This is a genomic window from Rhizobium sp. LARHSG275 (assembly GCF_052871115.1).
Genome location: NZ_JBIXJN010000002.1, coordinates 126,310 through 153,069 on the forward strand (window position 1 = coordinate 126,310; position 26,760 = coordinate 153,069).

The 26,760-nt window shown below is 60.2% G+C and carries 25 protein-coding genes and 2 tRNA genes; 19 read left to right on the forward strand and 8 right to left on the reverse strand.

Annotated features, from left to right (window positions below; genetic code table 11):
- Positions 1-618 (reverse strand): hypothetical protein, encoded by a 618-nt coding sequence (locus tag ACIPSK_RS02515; RefSeq protein ID WP_162118739.1) that lies wholly within the window; start codon positions 616-618, stop codon positions 1-3.
- Between the two features lie 188 nt (positions 619-806).
- Positions 807-881: transfer RNA gene (locus tag ACIPSK_RS02520), tRNA-Asn, on the reverse strand.
- 117 nt (positions 882-998) lie between these two features.
- Between ACIPSK_RS02520 and ACIPSK_RS02525 the strand changes: the two genes are divergently transcribed.
- Together ACIPSK_RS02525 and ACIPSK_RS02530 are read left to right on the forward strand one after the other, a co-directional pair.
- The gene (locus ACIPSK_RS02525; protein WP_162118738.1) at positions 999-1,316 is read left to right on the forward strand and encodes a hypothetical protein; all 318 of its coding nucleotides are present in this window, start codon (positions 999-1,001) and stop codon (positions 1,314-1,316) included.
- Positions 1,317-1,420: 104 nt separating this feature from the next.
- Positions 1,421-1,750, forward strand: coding sequence for a hypothetical protein (locus ACIPSK_RS02530; RefSeq protein WP_162118737.1), 330 nt, complete (start codon positions 1,421-1,423; stop codon positions 1,748-1,750).
- Here ACIPSK_RS02530 and ACIPSK_RS02535 read toward each other — a convergent pair.
- A complete protein-coding gene (locus ACIPSK_RS02535; RefSeq protein WP_017964037.1) occupies positions 1,747-2,085 on the reverse strand; it encodes a KTSC domain-containing protein in 339 nt (112 codons plus the stop codon). The two genes, ACIPSK_RS02530 and ACIPSK_RS02535, sit on opposite strands and share 4 nt — an antisense overlap.
- Before the next feature lie 263 nt (positions 2,086-2,348).
- On the opposite strand from ACIPSK_RS02535, the gene ACIPSK_RS02540 reads away from it, so the two are divergent.
- Positions 2,349-2,422: transfer RNA gene (locus tag ACIPSK_RS02540), tRNA-Cys, on the forward strand.
- A 285-nt stretch (positions 2,423-2,707) separates the two neighbouring features.
- Here ACIPSK_RS02540 and ACIPSK_RS02545 read toward each other — a convergent pair.
- The 3 genes from ACIPSK_RS02545 to ACIPSK_RS02555 form a co-directional block, all read right to left on the reverse strand.
- Complete coding sequence (locus tag ACIPSK_RS02545; RefSeq protein WP_162118736.1) at positions 2,708-3,193, reverse strand: hypothetical protein; 486 nt, start codon at positions 3,191-3,193, stop codon at positions 2,708-2,710.
- Between the two features lie 102 nt (positions 3,194-3,295).
- The gene (locus tag ACIPSK_RS02550; protein WP_017964039.1) at positions 3,296-3,631 is read right to left on the reverse strand and encodes a hypothetical protein; all 336 of its coding nucleotides are present in this window, start codon (positions 3,629-3,631) and stop codon (positions 3,296-3,298) included.
- A gap of 371 nt (positions 3,632-4,002) precedes the next feature.
- A complete protein-coding gene (locus ACIPSK_RS02555) occupies positions 4,003-4,305 on the reverse strand; it encodes a hypothetical protein (protein WP_162118735.1) in 303 nt (100 codons plus the stop codon).
- Positions 4,306-4,788: 483 nt separating this feature from the next.
- On the opposite strand from ACIPSK_RS02555, the gene ACIPSK_RS02560 reads away from it, so the two are divergent.
- The 6 genes from ACIPSK_RS02560 (at position 4,789) to exoR (ending at position 12,808) form a co-directional block, all read left to right on the forward strand.
- A complete protein-coding gene (locus ACIPSK_RS02560; protein WP_170280553.1) occupies positions 4,789-5,454 on the forward strand; it encodes a protein-L-isoaspartate O-methyltransferase family protein in 666 nt (221 codons plus the stop codon).
- A gap of 334 nt (positions 5,455-5,788) precedes the next feature.
- Positions 5,789-6,658, forward strand: a complete 870-nt coding sequence (locus ACIPSK_RS02565; RefSeq protein WP_017964042.1) for a DUF2497 domain-containing protein — start codon at positions 5,789-5,791, stop codon at positions 6,656-6,658.
- A 116-nt stretch (positions 6,659-6,774) separates the two neighbouring features.
- On the forward strand, positions 6,775-9,618 hold the full coding sequence (locus ACIPSK_RS02570; RefSeq protein WP_162118733.1) for a valine--tRNA ligase: 2,844 nt from the start codon (positions 6,775-6,777) through the stop codon (positions 9,616-9,618).
- Between the two features lie 399 nt (positions 9,619-10,017).
- On the forward strand, positions 10,018-11,292 hold the full coding sequence (locus tag ACIPSK_RS02575) for an OmpP1/FadL family transporter (RefSeq protein WP_162118732.1): 1,275 nt from the start codon (positions 10,018-10,020) through the stop codon (positions 11,290-11,292).
- A 228-nt stretch (positions 11,293-11,520) separates the two neighbouring features.
- Positions 11,521-11,991, forward strand: a complete 471-nt coding sequence (locus tag ACIPSK_RS02580) for a hypothetical protein (RefSeq protein ID WP_246709903.1) — start codon at positions 11,521-11,523, stop codon at positions 11,989-11,991.
- Between the two features lie 19 nt (positions 11,992-12,010).
- A complete protein-coding gene (gene exoR / locus ACIPSK_RS02585; protein WP_162118731.1) occupies positions 12,011-12,808 on the forward strand; it encodes an exopolysaccharide production regulator ExoR in 798 nt (265 codons plus the stop codon).
- 114 nt (positions 12,809-12,922) lie between these two features.
- On the opposite strand, the gene xth is transcribed toward exoR, so the two are convergent.
- The gene (gene xth / locus ACIPSK_RS02590) at positions 12,923-13,714 is read right to left on the reverse strand and encodes an exodeoxyribonuclease III (protein WP_017964046.1); all 792 of its coding nucleotides are present in this window, start codon (positions 13,712-13,714) and stop codon (positions 12,923-12,925) included.
- A gap of 227 nt (positions 13,715-13,941) precedes the next feature.
- Complete coding sequence (erpA, locus tag ACIPSK_RS02595; protein ID WP_017964047.1) at positions 13,942-14,274, reverse strand: iron-sulfur cluster insertion protein ErpA; 333 nt, start codon at positions 14,272-14,274, stop codon at positions 13,942-13,944.
- A gap of 222 nt (positions 14,275-14,496) precedes the next feature.
- Here erpA and ACIPSK_RS02600 point away from each other — a divergent pair, with 222 nt between their 5' ends.
- The 10 genes from ACIPSK_RS02600 to serS all read left to right on the forward strand — a co-directional run bounded on the left by ACIPSK_RS02600 (position 14,497) and on the right by serS (position 26,759).
- Positions 14,497-15,714 (forward strand): deoxyguanosinetriphosphate triphosphohydrolase, encoded by a 1,218-nt coding sequence (locus ACIPSK_RS02600; RefSeq protein ID WP_162118730.1) that lies wholly within the window; start codon positions 14,497-14,499, stop codon positions 15,712-15,714.
- Between the two features lie 65 nt (positions 15,715-15,779).
- Positions 15,780-17,537 carry an arginine--tRNA ligase gene (argS, locus tag ACIPSK_RS02605; RefSeq protein WP_162118729.1) on the forward strand — a complete coding sequence of 586 codons (1,758 nt, stop codon included), beginning with the start codon at positions 15,780-15,782 and terminating at the stop codon, positions 17,535-17,537.
- A gap of 61 nt (positions 17,538-17,598) precedes the next feature.
- The gene (locus ACIPSK_RS02610) at positions 17,599-20,796 is read left to right on the forward strand and encodes an SPOR domain-containing protein (protein WP_162118728.1); all 3,198 of its coding nucleotides are present in this window, start codon (positions 17,599-17,601) and stop codon (positions 20,794-20,796) included.
- A 115-nt stretch (positions 20,797-20,911) separates the two neighbouring features.
- Positions 20,912-21,925 (forward strand): beta-N-acetylhexosaminidase, encoded by a 1,014-nt coding sequence (gene nagZ, locus ACIPSK_RS02615; protein ID WP_162118727.1) that lies wholly within the window; start codon positions 20,912-20,914, stop codon positions 21,923-21,925.
- A gap of 18 nt (positions 21,926-21,943) precedes the next feature.
- Entirely contained in the window at positions 21,944-22,801 is an 858-nt protein-coding gene (locus tag ACIPSK_RS02620) for a segregation/condensation protein A (RefSeq protein ID WP_162118726.1), read from the forward strand.
- Positions 22,798-23,514 (forward strand): SMC-Scp complex subunit ScpB, encoded by a 717-nt coding sequence (gene scpB, locus ACIPSK_RS02625; RefSeq protein ID WP_017964053.1) that lies wholly within the window; start codon positions 22,798-22,800, stop codon positions 23,512-23,514. The genes ACIPSK_RS02620 and scpB overlap by 4 nt, the downstream gene beginning before the upstream one ends.
- A 181-nt stretch (positions 23,515-23,695) precedes the next feature.
- Positions 23,696-23,887 (forward strand): twin-arginine translocase TatA/TatE family subunit, encoded by a 192-nt coding sequence (locus tag ACIPSK_RS02630; protein ID WP_018073376.1) that lies wholly within the window; start codon positions 23,696-23,698, stop codon positions 23,885-23,887.
- 51 nt (positions 23,888-23,938) lie between these two features.
- Entirely contained in the window at positions 23,939-24,550 is a 612-nt protein-coding gene (gene tatB, locus ACIPSK_RS02635) for a Sec-independent protein translocase protein TatB (RefSeq protein WP_162118725.1), read from the forward strand.
- A complete protein-coding gene (gene tatC / locus ACIPSK_RS02640) occupies positions 24,547-25,374 on the forward strand; it encodes a twin-arginine translocase subunit TatC (protein ID WP_017964056.1) in 828 nt (275 codons plus the stop codon). Before tatB ends, tatC begins: the two co-directional genes overlap by 4 nt.
- A 101-nt stretch (positions 25,375-25,475) precedes the next feature.
- The gene (serS, locus tag ACIPSK_RS02645) at positions 25,476-26,759 is read left to right on the forward strand and encodes a serine--tRNA ligase (RefSeq protein ID WP_162118724.1); all 1,284 of its coding nucleotides are present in this window, start codon (positions 25,476-25,478) and stop codon (positions 26,757-26,759) included.
- The last annotated feature ends 1 nt before the right edge of the window (position 26,760 follow it).

Below are 26,760 nucleotides of genomic sequence, written 5' to 3' on the forward strand. Positions count from 1 at the left end.
TTAGCTCATTCCAAAGAAATGCCGCAGGATTGGGTGCACGCTACTCCAGATCGCCGACAGCGATGCCGTAGCTTTGGAGGTTGAATCCAATGCGGAAAGAGCGGCTGAGATCATGCCTGGTCGTCTTCCGTCCGCACCCTTGACCGCCTGCTCGCTTACGAATTCCACTTGGTCCAGAAGTGCTTGCTTCTGGCCATCGTCGATGTCCGTCGCGCGGGCAATCACCTCTGTGAGCTCAACGAGTGCTGCGCTCACCTCGTCGCCTCCGGCCTTTCTTAAATATGAGATGTTTACGTCGATCGATTCAACGTTGCCGGTGTTGATCGATCCCACCACGCTGTTGTCGACTTTGATATTGTTCAAGATCGTAGGTCCTCTTGGAATGTCTGGAACTTGGATTCTTGGCGACTGGCCTCCGAATGGCACCAAGTGGTCCATCTCCTCGGCGGCAAAATTCATTCCAATAGCCGCAATGCGAAAGTCGAGGGTCCTGGAAACTGTGAATTTGTGATAGCAATCCACGCAAAGCGGCAATGCGCCAATCTGCCATACAGGTGGCTTGCCGCACTGAGAGCAGCGGCCGACGTCGCTCGTTGTTTTTTCTTGTTCGCCCTCCACCAACTGCTCCTAACGACTCGGATTGGCAACCCGAAGCTAAACCTGTTTTTCGAAACAGCAATTCGGCAGCATACGATCTTCCTGTGGAGCAACCGTGGAAAAGACGTTCCAAAAGCGGGGAGGGAAAGTGGGGAAGCAAGTACCTGCTTTCGGATTTCTCAACAAAAACAGGCACTTATTTCCAAAAATGGCTCCCCGGGCCGGATTCGAACCGGCGACCTGTCGATTAACAGTCGAATGCTCTACCGCTGAGCTACCAGGGATCACTGCTTGGCGCGGTGTGAATGCGCTAATACAAATGCTTTCCCGATTTGCCAAGCGGTTTTTTCAAAAAAATGAAATGAACTTGTATTTGAGTTGCCTGCGCCCATCTCAGGGGAATGACAAACGTGAATGATCGTGGTGAGACAAACAGCGGCGAAAAGCGCAAGGCGCGGGCAGGGCGCTTCGGCATCGATCATGCAAGCGGCAAGCTTGTGCTCGGCTCCTTCAGCATCGGCATGCCGCGCTCGCGCATCGCGCGGATGGCGCTCGGCGTGGCCCTCATTTTCTGCGGATTACTGGGTTTCCTGCCCATCCTGGGCTTCTGGATGCTGCCGCTCGGTTTCCTCGTGCTCTCACACGATCTGCCGTTCGCGCGCCGGCTGCGACGGCGTGTGGCGGTCTGGTGGCACAGACGCCGGAGACCCGCTGATTGACGGCCACCCCAGAACGGGTCTTGTGGAACAGTGGATCGCCTTTCGCATTCGTGGTTTATGGAACGTAAAATGCGAAAACGCGCCACAATGATGCAGGTGAGGAAATGAAGGCATTTTTTGTTTTCGTCCTGTCGGCAGCTGTCCTCTCAGGCATTTCCGCCGAGGCCCAAGTAGACAGCCGCGGCTTTGACGCTCGTGGCATCTGTCGCCGTCCCGAAGGCTGCGTGGTCGACCAAGGTCAAGGCGGCAGCTACAACGGACCTCGCAACTATCGCAATTTTAACGGTCGGAACGAGCGTGATGGGAGGAACGACCGCGAGCGGAACGACCGCCGCTATCGTTCTCAGAACAGAAGTGACAATTTCAGCGCGGGAACTAGCCGCGGTGTCGCAAGCCCTGTGATTGAGCTGGGCGTGCAGCCTATGCACATCTAGTTCGATCTGAGTTCGCTTTCCTCGAAAGTCCCGCCATGGTCCGGATCAAGACCTGTCGCCAGCAACAAGCTGCAGGCGGCAAGGAGGAGGACGAGCTTGACTGCATAGGACGCCACGGAGACCGGTTGTCGACGGCCCGGTGATACGCGACACGGCGCTACATAATATTTGTAATAGAAGTGCGGATCATCGGTTTCCAGCAGGTTATGGTAGACGTGCAACGGAATATCCGCATGCTTCAAAGGCGGAGAACCGGGGAACTTTACATAGAGATCCCGGGTTTCGGCGTCGTATGCCGCATGTACGTGCTTCGATTTGAGGGCAGCCCAATCCATCGCAAGCTCCTATACCCTCCCGAAAATAATTGAGTCCCGGAGGAGGATCGAAGTCAAGTCAAGAATTTGTTTCAAATGCCATCATTGGCAGGAAATGGGGCATCGTCATGGCCATGGAAATTCCGGCCCGCGCGCGTGCCATTTCGGGATGACAAAAATGGTCGTTTCGGCAGCAGCGGAATGGCGTTTTTCCGAAATGCCCTCTTGCGATTTCCTTACGATCATTCTAAACGCTCGCCACGGCTCGGATAACGAGCCCGTGAGGCCTCGTGGCGGAGTGGTGACGCAGAGGACTGCAAATCCTTGTACCCCGGTTCAATTCCGGGCGAGGCCTCCAATATCTTTTCACCGCATCGATAAGTGTTTGTAAAACTTTGGTAATATCCGCGGTGTGGCAGTTCGAACTTGAACCGTTCCACCACACCAAAAGCCAGGTGTGGCAGTGTGCTCCCGGTTTATCCGTTCGCCACGTCGCTTTCGTCAGTCAGCGCCAGCAGTTTCGTGCCGACGCCGTCCCAGTTGATTCGTGCGACCGTCTGCCGGCCAGGCGGGCGTGATCGGCATTTTTCGTATAAATTTTGAGGTCTTTCCATCGCGCCAGGCGAACGTCGCCTCGAGCATGCTATCGGTTGTGGGCAACGTCGGCCGCCAGTCCCTTGCGGACTGAATGGGCGGTGAGGTGGCCGAGGCCGGCCCGACAGAACCAATCCGAGATTCTGTTTCCGAGACTTTTGATGAAGAACGGCCTGCCGAATTCGGTGGCGATGTAGGTGAGGTCCGTCACCTTGTTCATGGCGAGCACCGCCTCGGTGATGGGGTGGATGGGGATCTCGATGTCGTGTGGATTGCGGTTGCAGATCTTGAATAGGCGAAGCTTGAACATGTCCCTGCGGCGATGCTGCGGGCCGAGCTGCGAGACATCTGACACTCGGAACATCATGATAGCGACACACAGGAGGGACTTGGAGCGCATCCCATGGTTTCGATGCACTTCGGCCAGCTCCTCGGGCGTCGCGGTCGCGTGGCCGTCTGTATGGACGGCGACGGGCTCGACGAGGCGGGCGATGTTCGGAGCGATTGCCTTGCCGTCCTTCCTAGTGTCGAACAATTGCGCGGCACCGTCAGGCGTTCGCCGGCTGCGAAGGGCGTTTCCTTCTTGCTATCGCGCAAGACCTCGAGTGTGGTCGACGTGGCAGGACAATGCGGCGTTTTATGAGGTCGAATAGAGTTTGAGGCGGGTGAAGAGTGCGAGAAGGCGCGATAGGATGCCAAGCTTGACCGGGATTCCTATTGTTTCTTTGCCGAGCTTTGTGAGCCGCCAGCCGGTGACGTAACTCCATCCGCCACCAGGACTATGAATGGTGACGAGGCCAAGATCACATGCACGATTTACAACCGTTTTGTCGTAATCTTCCCATTCCCCATCAGTCATGAGACAGCAGAGATCGACTTCCTTCGCTGTCATATACAGAAGCTGAATAACATCTTCGTCCAGTGACGCTATGGCAGCCGCAGAGGACATGCCTGCGTGATTAATTATGTTCATTGATTCTCCCCACCCAAGTAATTAGCTTCAGCCCACGCGAGTAATTTGCACAAGCACTATTTCTGGACTTTTGTGACGTGGTTACCAAGTGCGCGGTTATTCAACAGGGTTTAGGAGATGATATGCACCGGCGGGGGACGGTGCTGCTTTCAGACGGCATCTTGGCGAGTTTTGCATTCCTCTGAGGTGTGGCAGGGTGTGGCAGCCGCCTTTGATTTCTCAAGGGAAATATTTCAGCTAAGGTGTGGCCGAAAACTCGCTAACCATTTGACGCCGCCCGCTTGCGAATTTCTGGACCTCAAACATCTCCACATGACAGAATCTATGTGAAACGCTGCCGGCTCAACGGTGCAGCATCGCCGTTTGCTAAGCTACCAAACCCGCTGGCTCGGCGAAAAATCGAACTGTGACGGATTAATTCCCGCGAGGCGGTAGAGCGCCTTCAGGCCGCCCTTGCGAATTTCAGCTTGATATTCCAGATCGCTCAATTCAGGCCCGTCATCGATTTCGGGGCCGGCGCCAAGCAGCCGCCGCATGCCCTGCGGCGAAACGCAAGTGAAGCTGCGAATGTCGCCGCTGCTGTATTTGATCAGCAGCAGGCGGGCATCGGCGTTGTAGTGAAGCGCTTCTATGTAGCGCGATTGGATCAGGAAGGTTTGCATGCGCACACCCATAGCGGAAGGCGAGGGCGGCGCAACAAAATGGTTGACGTAACGTTAATGCGCATGCGGCTGTTGGTGCTGGATTTCAAATGAAACAGACGCATATCAGGCCTGCGCCCGCCGGCATGAGATTGCCGCAGGCGCCACGCAGGAGATATCCGAGCTCGCTTCGGTGCCCTATCGTCTCCAGGTCGTTTCGCCGTCTAGCAACCCGCAGCAGAATATGCCGACGAGCGCTGCGACGATGAAGAAATCGAACAGCGTGAAATATTCGAAAATCGCAGACATGGCCTGCTCCTCCTATTTCCTCCGATGCAGATCATAACATGAAGGGGCGGAAGGTTCCACGCTGGGGTTGCAGCGTCCATCCTGCCCCTGTGGCGCGGATGAGGCGCCGGCCGGATTCTTTTCGCCGGCGGCTGCCAAGCCTTGAAAGCATCCGTGGCGGAGATTAAGAGACGAGGGACAGGAACCGCTTTTTAAGAGCGAGAGGACATGATGGATTTCGAAGCAGCGCGCGCAAAGATGGTCGATACCCAGGTTCGCACGACGGACGTTACCTCGCATTCCGTGCTGACGGCGTTTCTCACGGTGCCGCGTGAGGCTTTTGTGCCGGAGAAGGCGAAACTGCTGGCTTATATCGACAACGATATCGAGATCTCCGCCGCCGCACCGGGAAAGCCGGCCCGCTTCCTGATGGAAGCGTCGCCGCTCGCCAAGCTGCTGCAGCTGGCCGCGATCACCAAGAATGATTTCGTGCTCGAAGTCGGTTGCGGCACCGGTTACACATCGGCGCTGCTATCGATCATTGCCGGCTCCGTCATCGCGCTTGAATGTGACGAGACCCTAGCCACTGAAGCAAAGGCGCAACTGGCTGGCTACGCCAAAGTCGAGGTCGTGACCGGGCCGCTCGAACAGGGCTACGCTGCCGGCGCTCCCTATGATCTGATCTTCATCAACGGCGCAGTCGAAGAGGTTCCGGCCGCCCTTCTCGGGCAATTGCGCGATGGTGGCCGTCTGGTCACCGTCGAAGGTTACGGCAATGCCGCCCGCGCCAAGGTCTTCGTCGCCGAGCGCGGCGCCATTTCGGAAAACGTCTTCTTCAATGCCTCGGTCAAGCCGTTGCCGGGCTTCGCCAAGGCGCGCGAATTCGTTTTCTGACATCGTTCTTGTCGATGACGTTCAGCGACGGGCGCCATCGGCGCCCGTTTTTTATCAGCGCCGCTGGAAAGCCTTCACAAACATCATCTACCCTGACGCCGCCACAGCCGATCGGACGGATGTTATGCGCTTCAAATTCTTTTTCATCGGATGTCGCCGCCGCAAAATTGCAACAGGCTTTGCGGGTGGCAAAGATCAGGTAACAAAACTGTGCATGGCCGCATTCATTTGATTCGCGATGATTTTTTTCACGCCTGGGGTATTCTAAGGTCGTGGTGATTCGGATGAACGCTCCACACCATCCGGTCGTTGTTTTGGAATAACGGGGATAGAAATGGCTCAGCCAAGTGTAGCGCGTGAACCGTCCATGGAAGAAATTCTGGCGTCCATCCGTCAGATCATCGAAAGCAATGAGCCTGGCGCCGGCAAGGCGATTTCCGCCTCCCTGCCACCGGTCTACGGCGCCGACGAGGATGACAACAGCTCCGAAATTCATCTGACGGTCGACGACACCTATGCCGGCGTGGAGTTCCCCGAACCGGTCATGCGCTCCTCCGATCCGCGTTTCGTCGCCGCCAATTCGGCAGGCACCGCTCCCGAAGCCGAAGTGCCGGCCCGCGCGCTGTCGCTTGCCGATGTCGCCGCCCGCGTGCGCGCTGCCTCCGAGCGCAGCGCCGTGCAAGCCGGTCAGGCGTTGCGCGAAATTCCGAGCGGTTTCCGCCAGCCCGAACCGCAGCCGGCCGTGACGCCGGAACCGCCGCGCGCCGCGGCACCACAGCCGCAGCAGTCGCAGCCTGTTTTCGCGGCTGCCGCAGCGCCCGTTCAGCCTGTTGCAATCCAGCAGCCGGCCGAGCCGGTTGTTATGGAAACGCCTGAGGTGGCCGTCGCCGAGCCAGCGCCTGCTATCGAAACAGCGCCGCCGGCCATGGCGCCCGCTCAATCGTCGACTGACCGTTTCCTGCCGAGCGTTATGGACGAGGTCCAGCCGACGCTGCTTTCGGAGGATGCCGGCCTGCAGATCAGCCGCTCTTTCGAGGAGCTCGCCGCCGCGATCGACGGTGCCGAGCGCCGCTCGCTGGACGAGATCGCGGAGGACATGCTGCGCCCGATGCTGCGCGAGTGGCTGGATGATAATCTGCCGACACTGGTCGAGCGGTTGGTGCGCGAGGAAATCGAGCGCGTGGCCCGCGGCCCGCGCCGCTGATCGGATTGCTTTTTCCTGAAAAGCCGCTCCGGTCTCCGGGGCGGCTTTTTTATTGACTTGGCCGAGACCATCCTATTTACAAACGCCCATCCTCGAACCTCGAAATTGGTCAGAAAATGCTCGACAAGACCTATGATTCCGCCGCCGTCGAACCGAAAATCGCCGCGATATGGGATGAGGCGGACGCTTTCCGCGCCGGCGCGAACGCCAAAGCCGGGGCCGAGACCTTCACCATCGTGATCCCGCCGCCGAATGTCACCGGTTCGCTGCACATGGGCCATGCGCTGAACAACACGCTGCAGGACATCCTGGTGCGCTTCGAGCGCATGCGCGGCAAGGACGTGCTCTGGCAGCCGGGCATGGACCACGCCGGCATCGCCACGCAGATGGTCGTCGAGCGCAAGCTGATGGAACAGCAGCTGCCGGGACGCCGCGACATGGGCCGCGAAGCCTTCATCGACAAGATCTGGGAATGGAAGGCTGAATCGGGCGGCCTGATCTTCAACCAGCTGAAACGCCTGGGTGCGTCGTGCGACTGGTCGCGCGAACGTTTCACCATGGACGAGGGCCTGTCGAAGGCCGTTCTCGAGGTTTTCGTCACGCTCTACAAGCAGGGCCTGATCTATCGCGACAAGCGCCTGGTCAATTGGGACCCGAAGCTCTTGACGGCGATTTCCGATATCGAAGTCGAGCAGCACGAGGTCAAGGGCAATCTCTGGCACCTGCGCTATCCGCTGGAAAAGGGCGTAACCTACCAGTACCCGATCGCTTTCGATGAAGAAGGCAAGCCGACCGAATTCGAGACGCGCGATTATGTAGTCGTCGCAACGACACGACCGGAGACCATGCTGGGCGATACCGGTGTGGCTGTCAATCCGAAGGATGAACGCTATCAGGGCATTGTCGGCAAGCATGTCATTCTGCCGATCGTCGGCCGCAGGATTCCGATCGTTGCCGACGATTATGCCGATCCGGCTGCCGGCACCGGCGCGGTGAAGATAACGCCCGCGCACGATTTCAACGACTTCGACGTCGGCAAGCGCGCAGGTCTTCGTGTCATCAATATCATGAATGGCGACGGCACGATCACCATCAAGGACAATGAGGACTTTCTCGAAGGTCTCGACAATGCGGCGGCGCTGCATGGCGCTTGGGATCGCCTGGAAGGGCAGGACCGTTTCTATGCGCGCAAGGTCATTGTCGAGATTTTCGAAGAGGCGGGCCTGGTCGACAAGATCGAACCGCACAAGCATATGGTCCCGCACGGCGACCGCGGCGGCGTGCCGATCGAGCCGCGGCTGACCGAACAATGGTATGTCGATGCCAAGACACTCGCCGAACCGGCGATCGCTTCGGTGCGCGAAGGCCGCACCAGGATGGTGCCGAAGAGCTGGGACAAGACCTATTACGAATGGATGGAGAATATCCAGCCCTGGTGCGTCTCCCGCCAGCTCTGGTGGGGTCACCAGATTCCCGCCTGGTACGGCCCGGACGGCCAGGTTTTCGTTGAAAAGACCGAGGAAGAGGCGCTGCAGGCGGCGATCCAGCATTACCTCTCACACGAGGGGCCGATGAAGGCCTATGTCGAGGACCTGCTCGAAAACTTCAAGCCGGGCGAGATCCTGACGCGTGACGAGGACGTGCTCGACACTTGGTTCTCCTCAGCACTCTGGCCCTTCTCGACGCTCGGCTGGCCGGACGAGACGCCGGAGCTGGCGCGTTATTACCCGACCAATGTTCTCGTTACCGGCTTCGACATCATCTTCTTCTGGGTTGCCCGCATGATGATGATGGGCCTGCACTTCATGAAGGACGAGGACGGCGAACCCGTCGAGCCCTTCCAGACCGTCTATGTCCACGCGCTGGTGCGCGACAAGAATGGGCAGAAGATGTCGAAATCGAAGGGCAACGTCATCGATCCCCTGGAACTGATCGATGAATACGGCGCCGACGCGCTGCGGTTTACCTTGGCAATCATGGCGGCGCAGGGCCGCGACGTAAAGCTCGATCCGGCCCGCATCGCCGGCTACCGCAATTTCGGCACCAAGCTCTGGAACGCCACGCGCTTCGCTGAGATGAATGGTGCGAAGAGCGACCCGCACTTCGTGCCGGAGGCCGCCGAACTCACCATCAACCGCTGGATCCTGACGGAACTTGCCCGTACGGAACGTGACGTTACGGAAGCGCTCGAAGCGTTCCGCTTCAACGATGCCGCCGGCGCGCTCTATCGCTTCGTCTGGAACGAGGTCTGCGACTGGTATCTCGAGCTCTTGAAGCCGGTCTTCAATGGCGAAGACGAGGGCGCCAAGGCTGAGGCCCAGGCTTGTAGCGCTTATGTTCTCGAAGAGATTTACAAGCTGCTGCATCCCTTCATGCCCTTCATGACCGAGGAGCTCTGGGCGCATACGGCAGGCGAAGGTAAAGAGCGCGACACATTGGTCTGCCATGCCGAATGGCCGGCGCCGTCCTATGCCGACGACGGAGCGGCCGACGAGATCAACTGGCTGATCGACCTCGTTTCCGGCATCCGCTCGGTGCGCGCCGAAATGAATGTGCCGCCGTCGGCGACAGCGCCGCTCGTCGTCGTCAAGGCCAATAACCTGACACGCGAAAGGCTGTTCCGCCACGACGCCGCCATCAAGCGGCTTGCGCGCGTCGAGGCGATATCGCTGGCTGAGGATGCGCCCAAGGGTGCCGCTCAGATCGTCGTCGCCGAAGCTACCATCTGCCTGCCGCTCGGCAAACTGATCGACCTTTCCGCCGAAAAGGCTCGCTTGGAAAAGGCGATTGCCAAGATGGAAGGCGAGATCTCCCGCATCGGCGGCAAGCTCTCCAATGAGAAGTTCGTCGCCAACGCCAATCCCGACGTGGTCGATGCCGAACGCGATCGTCTCGAGGAACTGAAGGGTCAGATCGCAAGCTTGAGGATCGCTCTTTCCAGGGTGAGCGAAGCCGGGTAAGTTTCACCAACCCATTTTGGTAAGTTATTTCAAGGACGCGCCCTCTGCCGGCGCGTCTTTTTGTCGTTCTGGGCACACGCGATTCGGTCGTGAATTCGGCTAATTTCGGGCGCTGAGCCTGTGGATTGAGGCTGAACGGGCGTCCAGATGGCGAAAACTGCCACTGTTGTGGGATTGATACAGCTTCGGCAATATTTGGAATGAAAACCCAAAAGCCCACCTGAAATTAGGCAAGTCTGGAATAAAATTTTATTAACCAGGTTTTTTGACGTGTCCGTCAATTTCTTTACGTAAGTTGGTCGTTGCAATGCCCGGGAGCGCTGCCGTAGGCGCGTTGCCATATCACGCGAACACTTACTAGAGTGGGGTCACATCAATTGCTGGAGTGGGGGAGACACAATGGCATCTCGTAGGTTTTCCAAGGGCATAACATCGCTCGTTCTTCTTTCGTCGCTTGCCTCGCCGTCCTTCGCCGGGGGGCTGGAGCGTGGCGGATACAACATTGACCTTCTCTTCGACAATTCGAGGTTCGCCGTCCAGTCCGGCGCGACCTACGTCATGCCGCAGCGCAAGCTGAAGAACGTGAAGGACACTGATCCCACCGATGGCCTCGGCACGAACGGCATTGGCGGTGGTTCGACCACGGCGGATGATACGGAGGATTATTGGATCCCCTATCTGGGGGTGAAGGTCGGTTTCGGCGATGCCATCGACTGTATGGGCGATTTTTCGACACCCTTCGGCGCACACACCAATCCCGGCGCCGACTGGCTGGGCGTCAACGACAACATCGAAACCAAGATCAGCACCCGCAACTACGGCGCTACCTGCTCCTATCGTTTCGATATGGGCCCCGGCCAGCTTCGCCTGATCGGTGGCGGCTTCTATCAGACGGTCGATGGTTTCAAGACACGCCTCGTCGCGCCGATCACAGGGGCGGCGGCACTGGTCTATGATGGCACCGGCCGTCTGGATCTTGCCGACCAAGCCATGGGATGGCGGGCGGGCATCGCCTACGAAATCGAGGAATATGCCTTCCGCGCCAGCCTGGTCTACAACAGCAAGGTCAAGTACGACGATCTCACAGGCACGGTCGACCTGACAGAGGTGCCGAAGGCCGTCAGTCCCACCAATCCCTACCTCGGCGTCGTGACCCCGGTATACGGCTCGGCCGAGGCGCCCGATTCCGTCGAACTCAAGCTGCAGAGCGGCATCGCGCCTGACTGGCTCGCCTTCGGTTCGGTCAAGTGGACTAACTGGAGCGTGCTGCAGTCGATTTCCTTCTGCCCGAAGGCTACCAAGGGCGTCGTCGCCTGCACCGCCAGCAGCCAACTCACCTCGCTCGATCTCTTCTACCGCGACGGCTGGACGATCAGCGGTGGCGTCGGCCACAAGTTCAACGACCAATGGGCGGGCGCCCTCAGCCTGACCTGGGATCGCGGCACGAGCCAGGGATATGGCGCCCAGACCGACACTTGGACGCTTGGTGCAGGCGTTGCCTACACTCCGGTCGAAAATGTCGAATGGCGCCTGGCCGGCGCGCTCGGCATTATGACCGCCGGTGAATCCGGCACCTTTGTCTATAATGGCCGGACTTACGGCAACGACGTCTCTGATTCCTTCGGCGACGATCTGGTGGCTGCCCTTTCCACCAGCGTAAAGATCAAGTTCTGATCCTGCGACCCAAGTAGAAGTCTTAGAGCCCGGCAGTTTGCCGCGCTTTTCTCTGGGCGGCGGCAAGACAAATCGACGTTCCAATTTGTGACGATTCAGCAACACATTTTTACGACGTTTGGCGTATGGTGGTGGCGGGGCGAATTTGTCCATTTCCCGCCACAAAGAGGGCGCAGCGATATTTGCGAGTGAGGAAATGGCAGGCATACGGTGCGTGTAAATAGTAGCATGGGTCGATTTTTTTCCGGGTACATCAGATCGTGCGGCGCGATTGGCAACAATCGTTTGATTGCGGTCGTTTCGCTTTTCGAACAAGGCTGTTCCAGCCGCCAATCCGGCCTCGCGACGAAGTCGTCGATCCATTCATTGTCGTTATTTTCGACCCGCTCAGCTGAGCGGCCCGGCTTTGCCGAAAGGTCGATACCGGTTTCGTCACATTTGCCGTTTACGAATGCGATAAAGGCGGGAAGGCGGGATGCCGCGCCTGCCGAAAGAGTGCCACGGAGATTGCAGTCGGGCCATGCCGGGAGCCGGGTGGTTCTGGAAGATGCGCTGAGAATACCGCCTTTGGGAAAAGGCCAGTGGGCTGGATGCGACGCGGGCAAAGGAGCCATGGAGCTCGCCGCGGGATCGCTCGCCTCGAAGGAATACATCCGCGGGATGCACGGCATGAGCGCCGTTGCCGCCTGCCTGAGATGAGCGAAAGAAATCGGTTGAAATGGTGACGTCCGAGTTCAAACTGTTCAAATTCATGCTGGTGGGCATGTCTATAGCGCTGGCGCTGTCCGGTCCGTGCCGCGCATTCGACATCAAAGGCGGCGTCAGCAAGGAATCCGGACCCTTCGATCTCTTCAAGTTCGGCTTCAAGGCCTATAAGAACGGCCAGAAGGAAGAGGCGGTCGAAGCTTATAAATACGCCGCCGAAAAGGGGCACACCGGCTCGCGCTGGGCGCTCGCCAACATGTATGCCGACGGCGACGGTGTCACGCAGGATGATTTTGAAGCCTTCAAGATCTATAGCGAGATCGCCCAGCAGGGCGTCGAACCTGGTTCGGAAGATACGGGTTTCTTCGTCAACGCGCTGCTCTCGCTCGCCAGCTATTACAAGCATGGCATTGCCGGCAGCCCGGTCAGGATCGACCTCAGCCAGGCGCGCCAGCTTTATTTTCAGGTGGCCTCCACCTTTGGCGTGCCCGAGGCGCAGTTCCAACTGGCGCAGATGATGCTGGCCGGCGAGGGCGGCAATGCCAGCCCGCAGCAAGCCAAGAAATGGCTAAACCAGGCCCGCAAGAGTGGCCATCCTGGCGCCATGGCAGTCTTCGGCAATATTCTGTTCGACGAAGGCCAGACGGCTCGCGGCCTGGCGCTGATGACGGCAGCACTCGACCGCTGCAAACCCAAGGACTGCGGCTGGATGGAAGCGCTGCAGGAGCAAGCCTTCTCGGTTGCCAACGAATCCGACCGACGCACGGCGGTATCACTGTCGCACACCATCGCGAGCGGGACCGACGACTAGAGCAATTCCAGGAAAAGTGCGAAGCGATTTTCCGTCCGGAATTGCGTAAAGACAAAAGGCTAGAGCGGTCCTGCGCCCGTAAAAGCTGAACCGCTCTAAGCGCCGATCGGACGCTCAGCCCGCCAAATCGAAATAGGCGATGACAGGCACGTGGTCGGACGGCTTTTCCCAGGCCCGCACGTGTTTTTCGATCGCAGCCGATGTCATTCGGTCGGCAGCTTCCGGCGATAGCAGCAGATGATCGATGCGGATGCCGTTGTTTTTCGGCCAGGCGCCGGCCTGATAATCCCAGAAGGAATAGAACTGCGTCGCATCCGTCGTCGCGCGCACCGCATCCGTCAGCCCGAGATTTTCGAGCCTGCGGAACGCCTCCCGGGTCTGTGGCAGAAACAGTGCGTCGTTTTCCCAGACCTTGGGATCGAAGCAGTCGTGCGGTTCCGGGATGACATTGTAATCGCCGGCAAGAACCAGCATCTCCTCATAGGCCAGCCGTTCAGCAGCGAACGTCCTTAGACGCTCCATCCAGGCGAGCTTGTAGGGATATTTCTCCGTTTCGACAGGATTGCCGTTTGGTAGGTAGATGCAGCAGACGCGCAGGATGCGCGTATCGGACAGCGTGAACGCCGCTTCGAGGAAACGCGCCTGTTCGTCCAGCGGATCGCCGGGCAGGCCGCGATTCACTTCGAAAGGTGAACTCTTGGAGAGGATCGCCACGCCGTTGAAGCCTTTCTGGCCGTGCGTCTCGACATGATAGCCGAGCGCCTCGATCTCCAGTCGCGGGAAAGCTTCGTCGACCGTCTTGATCTCCTGCAGGCAGACGATATCCGGATCGGAATCCTTCAGCCATTGCGTGAGATTGTCGATGCGCGCCTTGACGCCGTTGATATTCCAGGTCGCGATCTTCATGGCTCTGTCCCGTTCCGCATACTGCATGTCGCCCAGAAGTGTGCAGCGGTTCTGGGATAACGACAGGCATAAAAACAAAGGGCTAAAGCGCACCGCATGAAGCAGCGTCGATGCAGCGCACTTTAGTGCGCTTCTTTTATCGCGGTCTTTCACCGGCGGACAAGACGATAAACCGGCCGGAAGGAATTCTTCGGCCGGTTTGATGAGGAGTCCGTGCGTTTAGACGTTCAGATCGAGAAACTGGTGCCGCAGCCGCAGCTTGCCACTGCATTCGGGTTCTTGATCTGGAAGGATTGGCCAAGCAGATTGTCGACGAAGTCGATCTCTGAGCCCGCCATGTAGACGATCGACAGGCTGTCGATCAGCACCTTGGCATTGTTCTTCTCGACGATGATGTCGTCGTCCGCTGCGCTGTCGGCAAGATCGAACTTGTAGGAAAAGCCCGAACAGCCGCCGCCTTCGACGGAAACGCGCAAGGCGCTCTTGCCGGCTTCGGCGCCGACGATGGCTGCGATACGCTTTGCCGCGGCATCTGAAAGGGTTACACTTGTATCCGTCATATTTCCTCCTGCCGGGGTCAAGATCCGGAGAGAATGGGTTTGGGCACTTGAATGTTCAAATGCCTGATATCAAAGAAACTTACCATGATCTTCGCGAAAAGGCGATGATGCGCCGAAGCGATTAGGAAAGAGCCTCTTTGCCGTTTCATCGACCTATAGGTATGAAGAGCACAAAGCGGCGTCAATGGGCGGAAGCGGCAACATGCAGGATGACGGTGAAGAATGACGATCGATACGCGTGCTTTGGGTTTCGGCAGCAGTGAAAGGGCGGTTTATGCGGCCGACCCCTGGACGACGCGCGGACGGCTCTATCAGGAGGACGGAAGCCCGACGCGCTCCGATTTCCAGCGTGACCGCGACCGCATCGTCCACACCACCGCCTTCCGCCGGCTGAAGCACAAGACCCAGGTCTTCATCGCCCAGGACGGCGATCATTACCGCACCCGGCTGACGCATACGATCGAAGTGGCGCAGATCGCCCGCGCTCTTGCCCGCGCGCTGAAGCTCGACGAGGATCTGGCCGAAGGTGTGGCGCTCGTGCACGATTTCGGCCACACGCCGTTCGGCCATACCGGCGAGGATGCGCTGCACGAGGTGCTGCTGCCCTATGGCGGCTTCGACCATAATGCACAATCGCTACGCATCGTGACCAAGCTGGAGAGGCGTTATGCCGAATTTGACGGCATCAATCTGACATGGGAAAGCCTGGAAGGTCTCGTCAAGCACAATGGTCCGCTTCTGACGCCTGATGGAGTGGGTACGCACGGTCCCGTTCCGCAGCCGATCCTCGATTATTGCGAGCTGCACGATCTCGAGCTTGCAAGCTATGCCAGCCTCGAAGCCCAGGTCGCGGCGATCGCCGACGACATCGCCTATAATACCCATGATATCGACGATGGCCTGCGTTCCGGCTACCTGACTTTCGACATGCTGGAGGAAATCCCGTTTCTTGCCGGGCTAATGGCCGAGGTGAGGGAGCGATATCCGCACCTGGAGCCGAGCCGCTTCACCCATGAGATCATGCGCCGCCAGATCACCCGCATGGTCGAAGACGTGATCGGCGTCGCGCAGCAGCGCCTGTCCCTCTTGCGCCCTGAGAGTGCAGACGATATTCGCGGCGCCGGCCAGGTTATCGCCACCTTTTCCGAGAGGATGGCCGAGACCGACAGGCAGATCAAGGCGATGCTCTTCAAACGCATCTACCGCAATCCCGATATCATGCGCATCCGTGCCGGTGCTGCCCAGATCGTCACCGATCTCTTTGCCGCCTACATGGCCAATCCGAAAGAGATGCAAAGCCACTACTGGGTCGATCATATCGCCGGCCTATCCGATGCGCCGAAGGCCCGCCATGTCGGCGATTATCTCGCCGGCATGACCGACACCTATGCGATCAGCGCCCACAGGCGGTTGTTTGACCACACTCCTGATTTGCGATAGGCAGCGGTCGCCCACGCCGAGGGCCGATTTGAGCCTTTGGCACAGCCTATGCATGGAAGAGTGCGATGAACCTTTTTACCGACTTCGAAGCCAGGATCAAAACCGCCCTTGAACAGATCGATCTGGTCAGGGAAAAGCGATCCGAGCTCGATTTCGGCCGCATCACCGTCGAGCCGCCGCGTGACGCGAGCCATGGCGATGTCGCGACCAATGCCGCGATGGTGCTGGCAAAACCGCTCGGAACCAACCCGCGCGCGCTGGCCGATGTCATCATCGCCAAGCTGAAAGAGGATTCCGACGTCGCCGATGTCTCGGTCGCGGGTCCGGGCTTCATCAACATCCGTCTCGCCGTCGGCTACTGGCAGCGGCTGCTCGCCTCGATGATCGGTGCCGGTACCGATTACGGTCGCTCGACGCTTGGAAACGGCAGGAAGGTCAACGTCGAATATGTCTCGGCCAACCCGACCGGCCCGATGCATGTCGGCCATTGCAGGGGTGCCGTCGTCGGCGACGCGCTTGCCAACCTGCTCGCTTTTGCCGGTTACGGTGTCGAGAAGGAATATTACATCAACGACGCCGGCTCGCAGATCGATGTGCTCGCCCGCTCCGTCTTCCTGCGCTATCGCGAAGCGCTCGGCGAAAAGATCGGCGAAATCCCCTCGGGTCTCTATCCCGGCGACTATCTCGTGCCCGTCGGCCAGTCGCTTGCCGCCGATTACGGCGTGCGGCTGCACAACATGCCGGAAGACCAATGGATGCCGATCGTCAAGGACCGCACGATCGATGCGATGATGGTGATGATCCGGGACGATCTGGCGGCGCTGAACGTCCATCACGACGTCTTCTTCTCCGAACGCACCCTGCATGCCAATGGCGCGGCCGCGATCCGCACCGCGATCAACGACCTGACCTTCAAGGGCTATGTCTACAAGGGCACGCTGCCGCCGCCGAAGGGCCAGCTTCCCGAGGACTGGGAGGATCGCGAACAGACCCTGTTCCGTTCGACCGAGGTGGGCGACGATATCGACCGGCCGCTGATCAAGTCGGATGGCTCCTACACCTATTTCGCCGCCGACGTCGCCTACTTCAAGAACAAGTTCGACCGTGGTTTCGACGAGATGATCTATGTGCTTGGCGCTGACCATGGCGGTTACGTCAAACGCCTGGAAGCGGTTGCACGTGGCGTTTCGGACGGCAAGGCGAAGCTGACTGTGCTGCTCTGTCAGCTCGTCAAGCTCTATCGCAACGGCGAACCGGTGAAGATGTCGAAGCGTTCGGGCGATTTCGTCACGCTTCGGGACGTCGTCGAAGAAGTCGGCCGTGATTCGGTCCGGTTCATGATGCTTTACCGCAAGAATTCCGAACCGCTCGACTTCGATTTCGCCAAAGTGACGGAACAATCGAAAGATAATCCAGTCTTCTACGTGCAATATGCGCATGCTCGCTGCATGTCGGTCTTCCGGCAGGCGAGGGAGGCTTTTCCCGACCTCGATGTCTCGCCCGAGAAACTCGCGAAAACTGTTGCAGGCATTGGCGATCCGGCCGAATTGCAGCTCGTCGCCAAGCTTGCTGAATTCCCGCGTGTCGTCGAGGCAGCGGCCCAGTCGCAGGAGCCGCATCGCATCGCTTTTTATCTCTACGACGTCGCCAGTTCCTTCCACGCGCACTGGAACAAAGGTAAAGATCAGACGGAATTACGATTTGTTAATGATAAAAACCGAGTATCAAGTATTGCCAGACTTGGGCTGGTGTACGCTGTCGCGTCGGTTTTGAAGTCGGGACTCGCCATTACAGGCACTGCCGCACCGGACGAAATGCGATAACGTCACCATTTCCCCACAATGCGCTGGCATTTGAGCGTTGGCGTTTGCGAGTGGGATAGGCATGGCTGATAAACAACTTGCGTATGATACGCGCGGAAAAAACGATCTGTTTGGCGACGATGATCCGTTGGCTGAACTTGCCCGTATCGTCGGCTTCGAGCCGCGTGTTGCAGCGAATACGGTGACCGAGGCCGAACGCCGCGAGCCCGCCCTTGATCTCGAGGACGAGCTGGGGCGTGAGTTCGATCGTTACGATTCGCCCCGTCCGCTCGCAGAGCTCGACCGGCCCGCCGAGCCGATCTCTGATGATATGCCTGAAGATTACGTCGAGCCGGTTCTCGATACTTCTCCGGCTGCCGAAAATGCGGAGGTTCCTGAGCCGGTTTCCGTCGCCGCGGTTGAGGCTGAAGAAGCAGCTGTGCCTGCGGCAGCCGACTGGGCGGAGCAGCTTTCCCCCGAGCCCGATGCATCGCTGCAATCAGCATTCGGCGGTGCACGCGATCTGATCGAGGAGCTTGAGCTGTCGATCGGCGCCGCACCCGTCTCTTCGCTGGCGCAGCCCGCCAAGGCGCCGCAATGGTCGGCTGCCAGCATCCGGCTACCGCTTGCCAATTTCCATGCTCCGAAACGCGAAGAACCGGTTGTTTTGCCGGAGCTTGTGGCCGAAACGGTCGTAGCACCGGCAGCTGAAGTGCCGTCTGTCGATCTTCCTGTCCTGAAGCCTGGACTTTTCATCGAACCGCCGGCGCCTGTCGCCGCTATAGAGCCTTCCGAGGAATTCGAATCCGCTTCACCGTCGCTTGGCTTCCCCGCCGAACTCGACCGCCATGATGAGGTGATCGCGCCGGAAGAGACTGCGGAGGCCGAAGAATTCATCGAAGTCGAGGAGGAACCGGAGGATTTCGGGTCCGATGCCGGTTTCGATCTGATCGCCGCCGCCGTCGAGGGCGAGATCCAGGCCGATGCCGCGCTGACCGAGGTCGTGCCTGATGTTCCGCACACCGCCGGCACTTTCGATCTTGACGATCTGCTTGCCGACGTCTCGCGTTATCCGGTGCCGCAACGTGCCAATCCGGCGCCCGTCACGCCGCCGCCCACATCGATCGAGGCCGCGCCCATTCCTGCCGCCCCCGTGGCAGACGCACCTGTCCAGACCGAGGTGATCGCCCCCCCACCAGTCGCCGCAGTGTCCGTCCGGCCTGCTCCGGTCTATGCAGCTGAAGCCGCACGGCCAGTCGCGCCGCAGCTTGCAGAGGTCGTTGCGCCAGAGCCTGCTGCAACGGCATATTCGCGGGCGCCGCTGCCGATACCGGAAGCCGAAGACCCCTTCGCCGGCCATGATTTTGAGTTGGATCTTGCCGGCATCGAGCTGGAGCTCGCCGATCTCGATTTCTCCGAGCCGTCCGAGCCCGCGCCGCAGCCTGAGGTGCCGGCGCCTGCTCCCCAGCAGGCCGCGGCCGTCCCGCCTCGGTCCGCTCCCGTTTTTGCTCCTGAGCCGCAAACTCCGGCTTACCAGCAGGATGCTGCCCCCTCGCGTCCGGCTCCGGCCTACGTTCCCGAGCCGCAGGCTCCAGCACCGGCTCCGTCTTTCAATTGGGCGTCCGCCGGCGACTCAACCGAAGACCTGCCATTCGATCCGGCGATGATCTCTGACCCGGAGGATCGTCCCGAGACCGTCGACGACATGCACGTGCCGGCGCTGCCGCCAGTGGAGCAGCCCGCCCCGGTCGCCAAAACCGCAGATTACGAGTTCGATCTCGACGCAGAGATCGCCAGCTTCTTTGAACCGGCCAAGCCGCGGGAAACACCGGCGCCTGCCCGGGATACGGCTGCCGCCGCGGCAAAGCCTGTCAAGCCTACCATCGCCGACGGCCTCGATGATTTCGAACGGGCGCTGGAGGAGGATTTCCGCCGCAGCGTGCGTGAACCGGTCGAGCGCCGTGAGACCTCCGAAGTTCGGATCGAATCGGCAAGCCAGGCCGCTGATTTCAGCCGCGCCCGGTCGATGCGTCGGCTGCTCGCCGGGGCCGTCGTGCTCGTGGTCTTTGCCGCCGTCGGTTATGGCGTCTATTCCTCCGTCTGGAACGGCGAGGGGCTCGGCATTGTCGCGTCCGGTGAGCCGCGTGTGATCACCGCCGACAAGGAGCCGGTCAAGGTCGTTCCGGAAAATCCTGGCGGCAAGACCGTGCCGAACCAGGATAAGGCCGTTTACGACCGCGTTGCGGGTTCTGCCGAAGAGCCGAAGCAGAAGGCGCTCGTTTCATCCGACGAGGCGCCCGTCGATGTCGTCCAGCGCACGCTGACACCGGAAGCGCTGCCTGAGGACGACGAGAACGCCAACGCCGACGATCAGGTCACGCCGACTGCGGTCGGTGAGACGGAGGATCCGCGTCTGCTGCCGGACCAGGACAACGCCGACAAGGCTCTCGCAAGCGACGCCGACAAGACGCCGTCGGTTTCTCCGCGCAAGGTCCGCACGATGATCGTCAAGCCTGACGGTACACTGGTCGCCCGCGAGGAACCGGCGCCCGTCGATCAGCCGGCGCCGTCTGCCCGGGCGACACAGTCTGCCCCGGCGACGCAGTCTGCCCAGGCGACACAGTCTGCCCAGCCGACGCCGCCGGCTCAGCCACCGTTGACGGCTCAGTCGACCCCGCCCGTGCCGCCGGTCGGTGGAACGGCTGCGAGCTTCCCGGCAAGCGCCGAGGTTGCTTCTGCCGATGCTCGTTCTGCAGCCCCGATCGAAACCGCGCCGGTACAGCCGTCGCTCGCCGGCAGTGCGGATGCGCAGGCCGCAAACCCGGCCCCGGTCGCTCCACCGGTGCGCCCGGTCAAGAGCTCGGCGATCACCGATACCGCTCCGATCCCCACCGCCCGTCCAGCCGATCAGCCCGTCAACGTTGTCAGCACCGTGACCGAGAAGGGCAATGTCCGCCCGCCCGCGCAGCAGCCGAAGACGACTGAGGTCGCGGCCGCAGCGCCAGTCGCCGCAAAGCCGCAGCAGGCCGCATCCGCCGGCGGCTACGGCATCCAGATCGCCTCGCTGCCTTCGGAAGACGAGGCGACCAAATCCTATGCCAACCTGTCGAAGAAATTCGCCAGCGTGCTTAGTGGCCGCAGTCATGAGATCCGCAGGGCCGATATCGCCGGCAAGGGCACTTTCTATCGTGTCCGCATTCCGGCCGGTTCCAAGGACGAGGCCGCAGCACTCTGCGAACAGTATCGCGCAGCGGGCGGAAGCTGCCTGATCTCCAAGTAGATCGGTTTTTTTGGATAGAATATAAGAGCGGCGGGCCGGATCGGTCCGCCGCTCTTTTTTGTGCATCGCGCCCGACCTTGCTCGCATTTGGCCGGGCGCCGTCTATGATTCTTACATGACCGAATCAAAAGCGATGATCCTTGGCTGTAGCGGCCTTGCCCTCACATCCGAAGAGAAGGCCTTCTACCGGGGCGAACGACCCTGGGGCTTCATCCTCTTCGGGCGCAACATCTCCGAAGCACCGCAGATCGCCGATCTCGTCGCCGAATTGCGCGACAGCGTCGGCTGGCATGCGCCGGTGCTGATCGACCAGGAGGGCGGCCGCGTCCAGCGCATCCGCCCGCCCGTTCTGGCGCGTTATCCTTCCGGGCAGGCGCTCGGCGATCTCTATCGCCGCGATCGCGCGCTCGGCCTGCGCGCCGCCTGGCTGATGTCGCGGCTGCACGCCTTCGACCTTTCGAGCCTCGGCATCGATGTCGATTGCCTGCCGGTGCTCGATGTGCCGGTCGAGGGCAGCAGCAACGTCATCGGCGACCGCGCCTATGGCGGCGATCCCGAAACCGTCATCGCGATGGGAAAAGCGGCTGCCGCAGGGCTGAAGGCCGGCGGCCTGTTGCCTGTCATGAAGCATATGCCCGGCCACGGCCGCGGCTTTGCGGATTCACATCTGGAGCTGCCTGTCGTCACTGTCTCGCGCCATGAGCTGGAGTTCCATGATTTCCCACCCTTTGTTGCGATGAAGGACGAGTTGATGGCCATGACCTGTCACGTCGTTTTCGCCGCGATTGACCCGGACAATCCAGCGACGACCTCGCGCAAGGTGATCGACGGCATCATCCGCGAACACATCGGCTTTAACGGTCTGCTGCTCTCCGACGACAGCTCGATGAACGCACTTTCCGGCACGATCGGTGAACGTGCGGCGAATATCATTGCAGGCGGATGCGATATCGTGCTGCATTGCAACGGCAATATGGACGAGATGCTCGATGTCGTGGCAAATGTTCCGCCGCTCGCCGGCATATCGCTTGCCCGCGCAAAAGCGGTGGAAGCGGGCTTCGCGGCGCCGGATACTTCAGATGAAGCGGAATTGAGGATGGAATTCGAGGCGATGTTTGCGACGGTCTGATCGTAAGGGAGCAGCTAGGTGAACACGGTCAAGGGCACGGAACGTCTGCAGGCGGCAACGCCAATGGACAAGCTGTGGCAGGATAACGGTGCCGAGCGCGCCAGCCACGAGCCGGCGCTGGTGATCGACGTCGCCGGCTTCGAAGGCCCGCTCGACCTGTTGCTCTATCTCGCCCGCAACCAGAAGGTCGATCTGTCGCGCATTTCGGTGCTGGCGCTCGCCGAGCAATATCTGCTGTTCATCGAAAGTGCCCGGCGTATTCGCATCGAGCTTGCCGCCGATTACCTCGTCATGGCAGCCTGGCTTGCCTATCTCAAGTCGAAGCTGCTCATTCCCCAGCAAGCCAAGGATGACGGCCCTTCCGGTGAGGAGCTGGCGGCAACACTCGCCTTCCGTCTGAAACGTCTCGAAGCCATGCGACAGGCGGCGGACGGCCTCGTCAACCGCAACCGCCTCGGCCGCGATATCTTCGTGCGCGGCGCGCCCGAGCATATTCCCGACCGGCAGCAATCCGCTTATGCGGCAAGCCTCTACGATCTCTTGACCGCCTATGCGGCGCTGCGCCAGCGCCATGCCGTCACCCAGGTGACGATCGAGCGTCGCACCGTCTGGTCGCTGACCGATGCCCGCGAACTGCTGACCCAGATGATCGGCGAGATCGGCGACTGGACGGCGATGGAACATTATCTGCTGCGTTATCTCGCCGCGCCCGAAGAGCGCGTCACGGCAATCGCCAGCGCCTTTGCCGCCTCGCTGGAGCTGGTGCGCGAGGGCAAGCTCGAAATCCGCCAGGACGGCGCCTTTCAGCCGATATACATGCGCCGCGGTCCGAAACATGCCACACTGCAGGTGGTCGAACAGGAGCAGCCGGCTTGATCGATCCGAGGAGCGAAGAGGAATTCGACGGCAATTTCGAAGACCGGGGCCGCGACCTGCAGGCCGAGATCGAGGCCGAGCGCATTGCCGAGGCTCTGGTTTTCGCCTCCTCGCAACCGGTCTCCGAAGGCTTCCTCGCCGAGCGCCTGCCTGAGAAGACCGACGTGCACGCGATCATGCTGCGGCTGAAGGAGCAGTATGCGCCGCGCGGCGTCAATCTCGTGCAGGTCGAAGGCGCCTGGGCCTTTCGCACCGCCGCCGACCTGTCCTTTGTCATCCGTCGTGATGACAATGAGGTGAAGAAGCTTTCGCGCGCCGCACTGGAAGTGCTGGCGATCATCGCCTATCACCAACCGGTGACGCGTGCCGAAATCGAGGATATCCGCGGCGTTCAGACCTCGCGCGGCACGCTCGACGTGCTGATGGAAGCCGGCTGGGTACGGTTTCGCGGCCGCCGGCGCACGCCGGGCCGGCCGGTGACATTGGGCACGACGCGCGATTTTCTCGACCATTTCGGCCTGGAAGAGTTGCGCGATCTGCCTGGTCTCGAAGAATTGAAGGGGGCGGGCCTGCTGTCGGGCCGCATCCCGGCGAACTTCAATATTCCCTCGCCGTTGATGAACGACGAATTGACCGAGGACGAAGATCCGATCACCCAGATGGATCTCGAAGAACTGGGGTTGCTGGCCCCGCGTTCTACCTCCGAAGATTGAAGGACTTCATCTTGCTTTTGCCACGCATGACGAAAACAATAGTGCTCACCATTTTTCGACGGATCTGTGGCTTGTCACAAAGGGCGATACCGTGACATTAAGCACAGTTCAAAGGGCTTGATGTTGGAAACGGTGTGGGAAATTCTTACATTAGGGAACATCACAACAGGGAGTAAGCGTAATGGGTTCTTTTGGCATCTACCACTGGCTGATCGTTCTGGCGGTCGTGCTGTTGTTGTTCGGTCGCGGCAAGATTCCGGAACTGATGGGTGATGTCGCCAAGGGCATCAAAAGCTTCAAGAAGGGCATGACGGACGAGGACGCGCCGGACACGGCAAAGACCGTCGATCACAAGGCCGACGAAACGAAGTAACCAAGTCCGGGAAAAAGCGCAGCCCCCGCGCTTCCCGTCCAGGAGCCTTGCATGTTCGATATTGGCTGGACCGAGCTTTTGGTCATCGCGGTCGTACTGATCGTGGTGGTCGGTCCCAAGGATTTGCCGCCGATGCTGCGCGCTTTCGGCAAGATGACGCAACGCGCCCGCAAGGTGGCGGGTGAATTTCGTGCGCAGTTCGACGAAGCGTTGCGCGAAGCCGAGCTTGACGACGTCCGGCAGACGATCAGCGACGCCCAGAAACTGAACCCGGTCAACAGCCTGCGCGAGGCGATGAACCCGCTTCGCCAGATGGGCAACGAGATCAAGGCCGACCTGCAGAAGTCGTCCACGATCACGGAAAACAAGACCGAGGTGCCGCCAAGTGCTGTCGCAGCCCCGACGCCGTCGATGAGCCTGCCGGAAACGCCGCCATTGGTAGCGACGCCTGCGCCGTCGGAACCCGTCGCAGCAGCGATTGTTCAGGCCGATACAGTTGCCGCCAAGCCGAAACCCGTGCGCAAGCCGCGCGTCAAGGCTGCTGACAGCGTCGATGCTGCGGCCGCTATCGCCGTGCCTGTGGAAAAACCGAAACGCACGACGGCAGCCAGGAAGCCTGCAACGCCGAAGAAGCCGGCGCAGACGAAGAAGGACGAGGCATGAGCGGTGATATCGAAGACAAGCCGCAGCCGTTGATCGAGCACTTGATGGAGCTGCGCAAGCGGCTGATATGGTCGATCGGCGCGTTTTTCGTTGCCTTCATCGCATGCTTCTTTTTTGCCAAGCATCTCTTCAACTATCTGGTCATTCCCTACAAGACAGCCGTCGTGTGGGCGCATCTCGACGTCGAGAAGGCCCAGCTCATCTACACCGCGCCGCAGGAATTCTTCTTCACGCAGGTCAAGGTGGCGATGTTCGGCGGCCTCGTGGTCGCGTTCCCGATCATTGCCGCCCAGGTCTACAAGTTCGTGGCGCCCGGTCTCTACAAGAACGAGCGCCAGGCTTTCTTGCCGTTCCTGATCGCCTCACCGGTCCTGTTCCTGATGGGCGGCGCGCTCGTCTATTTCTTCTTCACGCCGATGGTCATGTGGTTCTTCCTGTCGATGCAGCAGGCACCGGGTCATGACGAGATAGCGATCTCGCTGATGCCGAAGGTTTCGGAATATCTGAGCCTGATCATGACGCTGGTCTTCTCCTTCGGTCTCGTCTTCCAGCTTCCCGTCATCACCACGCTGCTCGCCCGTGTCGGTCTTCTGACGTCGCAATGGCTTGCCGAAAAGCGCAAGTTTGCCATCGTCCTCGCCTTTGTCGTCGCTGCCGTGCTGACGCCGCCGGACCCGATGTCCCAGATCGGCCTTGCGATCCCGACGATCCTTCTCTACGAGATTTCCATCTATGCGGCGCGACTCGTGGAGCGCCAGCGTGCCCGGCAGGCGGTCGAAAAGGACACCGGATCCGCGGACGTTGCCAAGACGGACAGCGTCTGAGCGGCGATCCCAATCCTCCTTTGTGAACGCCGTTTCACATCCGGCCGAGGCCCGATCAGGCTTTGGCCGGGTCATCTCTATTGTAATGACCTGGAACGACGATGCTCGATATCAAATGGATCCGTGAGAATCCCGAAGCGCTCGATGCCGCCCTTGCCAAGCGCGGCGCGGAGCCTCTGGCCCAAAGTCTCGTTGCCCTCGATGAAAAGCGGCGTTCCGCCGTGCAGAAAGCGCAGGACTTGCTGTCCCGCCGCAACCTCGCCTCCAAGGAGATTGGCGCGGCGATGGCTCAAAAGAATAGCGAACTTGCCGAGAAGCTGAAGGCCGAGGTCGCAGAACTGAAGACGCTGCTGCCGGCGGTCGAGGAAGAAGACCGGCAACTGACGGCCGAACTCAACGACGCGCTCTCGCGCATCCCCAACATCCCCTTCGACGACGTTCCGGTTGGCAAGGACGAGCATGACAATGTCGTCACCCGCACCGTCGGCGAAAAGCCGCGCTGGAACCACACGCCGAAGGAGCACTTCGAAATCGGCGAGGCGCTCGGCTATATGGATTTCGAGCGCGCCGCCAAGCTCTCCGGCTCCCGCTTCACGGTTCTGACCGGGCCGCTCGCCAAGCTCGAGCGCGCGCTCGGCCAGTTCATGATCGATCTCCACACCAGCGAGCACGGCTATACCGAGGTCAGCTCGCCACTGATGGTGCGCGACGAGGCCGTTTATGGCACCGCCCAGCTGCCGAAATTCGCCGACGATCTCTTCAGAACAACGGACGGCCGCTGGTTGATCCCGACGGCCGAAGTGACGCTGACCAATCTGGTGCGCGAGGAAATCCTCGATCAGGAAAAGCTGCCGTTGCGCTTCACCGCGCTGACGCCGTCCTTCCGCTCGGAAGCAGGCTCTGCCGGCCGTGATACGCGCGGCATGCTGCGCCAGCACCAGTTCTGGAAGTGCGAACTCGTCTCGATCACCGATGCCGAGAGCGCCGTTGCCGAGCATGAACGCATGACCGCCTGCGCCGAGGAAGTGCTGAAACGCCTCGGCCTGCATTTCCGCACCATGACGCTTTGTACCGGCGACATGGGCTTCGGCTCACGCAAGACCTACGATCTCGAAGTGTGGCTGCCGGGACAGAATGCCTTCCGTGAAATCTCCTCCTGCTCGGTCTGCGGCGATTTTCAGGGCCGCCGAATGAACGCGCGGTATCGCGGCAAGGAAGACAAGAGCAACAGGTTCGTGCACACGCTGAACGGTTCCGGCACGGCCGTCGGCCGCTGCCTGATCGCCGTCCTCGAAAATTATCTGAATGAGGACGGTTCCGTCACGATTCCGGACGTTTTGCTGCCTTATATGGGCGGATTGACCAAGATCGAACGGGCGACCTGAG